Source organism: Marinomonas gallaica (genome assembly GCF_001639745.1).
GTDB lineage: Bacteria > Pseudomonadota > Gammaproteobacteria > Pseudomonadales > Marinomonadaceae > Marinomonas > Marinomonas gallaica.
This window is the reverse complement of record NZ_LTAX01000039.1, coordinates 1-3,267: the sequence shown is the minus strand read 5'-3', so window position 1 is coordinate 3,267 and position 3,267 is coordinate 1. Positions and strand designations below refer to the sequence as shown.

3 protein-coding genes are annotated in these 3,267 nt (G+C 43.7%); 1 reads left to right on the top strand and 2 read right to left on the bottom strand.

Annotated features, from left to right (window positions below; genetic code table 11):
• Nucleotides 1-674 precede the first annotated feature (674 nt).
• A complete protein-coding gene (locus tag AYW76_RS18465) occupies nt 675-2,075 on the top strand; it encodes a hypothetical protein (RefSeq protein WP_067224013.1) in 1,401 nt (466 codons plus the stop codon).
• 52 nt (nt 2,076-2,127) lie between these two features.
• Here AYW76_RS18465 and AYW76_RS18460 read toward each other — a convergent pair whose 3' ends face one another.
• A complete protein-coding gene (locus AYW76_RS18460) occupies nt 2,128-2,571 on the bottom strand; it encodes a GNAT family N-acetyltransferase (RefSeq protein ID WP_067224009.1) in 444 nt (147 codons plus the stop codon).
• Nucleotides 2,572-2,585: 14 nt separating this feature from the next.
• Nucleotides 2,586-3,203: a pyridoxamine 5'-phosphate oxidase family protein gene (locus AYW76_RS18455; RefSeq protein ID WP_067224006.1), complete on the bottom strand. Its 618-nt coding sequence runs from the start codon at nt 3,201-3,203 to the stop codon at nt 2,586-2,588.
• Nucleotides 3,204-3,267: the final 64 nt, after the last annotated feature.

The following is a 3,267-nucleotide window of genomic DNA, read 5'->3' as shown; positions in this document are numbered from 1 at the left end:
GTTTTGCCATTGGACACCTCTTTTAATATGGCTATGTTACCACCTAAAATGGTGTCCGGTTTCATTAGACCACTACAATATAGGCTTTTCTATTGGAATATTAGGTAGGTTAAATAATGAGTAGTCCATACAAAGCCCCATTTCCTAGTGTATTGCCCTGCTTACTGTCTATTTCAATCATGTTTCTTGGTGTTATATCGATAGCAGGGCCTTTTGGAAACTTAGCTGTTTATATGAGTCATGAGCTATTCACTCCTTATGTCTTACTATGCATGGTTTTTGGATGTATTTGTACCGTTTCTGTTTTGGTGTCATTGATGGGAGTCATTCAGGCAAAAAATGTTTTGTTATGTTACTTTTGTATAACCATTATCTACTCCTCTATTGCCCATTTTTACTTCTTTAATGAACTGACAACATCAAATTTTCACGGATATCTAACCGCATTATTTTTTCAAATATTAGGTGTTTTTGCTGTGATTTCTAAAACTCATGTGGACTTTATTAAGTACAGAAAAAAACATGTAGAATATGTCCGTTCGAAAATAAATAGCTAAATGGTTTAACCAGTTAAAATAAGCTGGCTTTAAATGCTAGAGAATCTATATTTGACACACCTCATAGAATTTCGGTTTAAAGGGAGCTCATTGCATTGTAAATGGAAGGAAGACAGGATGCGCTTAATAATAGGACTATTGGTCTGCTCACTCATCATTTCAGGGTGTAGCGAAGACTCAAACAAGCAGGCTAATGAAGAGCATAACCACCGCAACCCAACAGCCACGCAGCTTATTGGACAAATCAAGCCAGAAACATTAGAGCAAGACCCTTTAGCCGTAGCGTTTATCGCAGCTGAGCAAAGTTCCATAGAGGATGTCTATTTAGCGTATCTGTATGCGCAATTAGGGGAAGCCTACCTAGAAGGTGGTGACGAGCACAAAGCAAAAGTGATTAGTCATCACCTTCTGCAGCGTATTCAAGAAAATAACCATAAGCAATTCAACGCTTACTTAAGCGATGAGGTGCTATCGCTGCTGGCAAAAACGCTTGATCCCAGTGCCCTACGCAACGCTTTAGACGAAAATCTCGCCATGCATCAAGGTGAACGCGGTCCTTTTGAAGGCAGCGCTATCGTTCAAGCTTATGCTCGCCTAGGAAACATAGAAAAGGCATTCGATGTGGCGAACTCTGAGTTATTTGGGGAGTTTAAGTACATGGCGCTCACAAATATCGCAAGGGACTTTTTTAAGCAGTCTAACTGGCCGCAAGCTGAGCGCATTTTGAACCGTATTAATCTTCCAAAAGACGATACCAGCGTATTCTTTCTTATGGACAATCTTTGGATGAGTGGCTATAGAGATGCGTCTCGTCTGGTGCGCATTCACTATAGCAATACACCTATGAACCCGCTTCATGCCATTGAGTTAAAAATCCTGCAAGATGAGTCTGTATCTGAGCAGGATTACCAAGCATTAGATAGCTATCTACAAGATTTTAGCCAATCCTCTGCGGACACTTTAGATCGCGAAGTAACCTTTAATTTTGCGGCGCTAGCGTTAGCTCGGCTTGGGCAAGTAAAGCGGACTCATGCAGTACTAGAGAGAATCAGAGGTTTAGCGGATGACAGGAGTAACTTCGGCAAACTAACGTTACTGTACAAAGAATTTCAAATTCATAAAATTCTGCAAGAAAGCGAGCAACAGCAGCTCACCAAAACCCGCATAGTCGAATTGACGCATAAACTAGAAGAGACATCAAAACATACATTTGCTCTGATCAGTGTGTATCAGGGGCACCAAGAGTTCTGTGAACCATTTGAAGATGTGCTATCAGCGAGTGGTGGCTACAAAATAGAATTTTATTCACCCACTCATGCTTTAACTGCCGCTCAATGCGGTTATTTAGAAGCCTTCATTGAGAACATCGATACAACAGACTTAGATGAATCTGGAAAGCTGGACGCCTATCTAGAGTCATTACTGGCCATTTATAAACACTACGATAATAGCGAGCGCTCCGCTTTAACCAAACGTGTCATGACCATTCTTCAAGAGCGAGGCGATCTGACAATTTAACGTTTCAGCATTGACGCATGATGACTCACCATGCGTCATTATCTATCGACGATTAAACGCTTTTTGAGTAATGCTCAAAGCTCATCATTGGCAGATAGCCGAGCGACTCATAAAGAGCTTTTGCTGAGCTGTTTGAGACAGCTGTGGCCAGTCTAATCGCTTGCGCGTGAGTGGTTCTAGCATACTGTTCGCAATGGCTGAGCAAAGCTTTCGCAATACCTTTTTGGCGGCTTTCAGGTGTGACATATAAGTCATTCAGAATCCAAGTCCGCTTCATCGCAACAGATGAGAACGATGGGTACAGTTGCACAAACCCTACCGCTCGCCCTGTGTCATCTTTCGCTAGAAAGATCACCGAATCCTCCGAGGTTAGGCGCTGCTCGATAAAGGCTTCTGCGGCATTCAGGTCAGCGGCTTGCTCATAAAACTGACGATAGCTGTCGAATAAAGTCGCTGCTTCGTTTAGCTCGCTTAAGGAGGCTTTAATAATGTCCATTGTGTTCTTCCTTGTTATTTCGCGTTAGGCATTTCTGGGTTGGGATAGTCAATTGTTTGAGCTGCGTCTTGCGCGGGTGCTTGCCAGTGTTTGATTAATGGCACCACTCCCGCCCACACTGGCCAGTCCATGTCTTCAGCGTCATCGATCACGCCTTCGGCTCTTAGTTTGACGCTGGCTTCGTCGATTTTGATGCGCACTAAGCCCGTGGCTAAGACTTCTTGCTCTGTGACTGGGCGTAACTTAGACCAACGATTGGGCGATACTTTGTTCACAAATAGCTCAAAGTGACGCACTTTTTCCGCATAGTCTTCGATGGACTCAGGCACACCAAACAGAGTGACTGAGCGATAATTCACCGAGTGGTGAAACGCTGAACGCGCCAGCACGAGGCCATCTAGTTCACAGATGTTGATGCAGACTTTTTGGGCTTCTTTGACCGCACCATGAGTATTTCGAGCTTTGCTATGTGCATGCCAGTATAAGTAATCGCCCTCGCGCCAATGGCAGGTTGGTGTTACAAACACTTGGTCGTTCATCTGTTGACCGATGTGGCAAAGCAAAGTGGCATCGATAATTTGATACGCTGTCGCGACATCGTACTGAGGCCCTTTTGGGCTAATGCTGTTCACTTAAGCGAAACAGCATTACGAGATACTGGATACCTCGTCTTTGATTGCTTTACCATGCGGGGCC

Bases quoted from the DNA above. Each gene is read 5' to 3' on its own strand.
- AYW76_RS18465 (WP_067224013.1), top strand. From the start codon at position 675: ATGCGCTTAATAATAGGACTATTGGTCTGCTCACTCATCATTTCAGGG.
- AYW76_RS18460 (WP_067224009.1), bottom strand. From the start codon at position 2,571: ATGGACATTATTAAAGCCTCCTTAAGCGAGCTAAACGAAGCAGCGACT.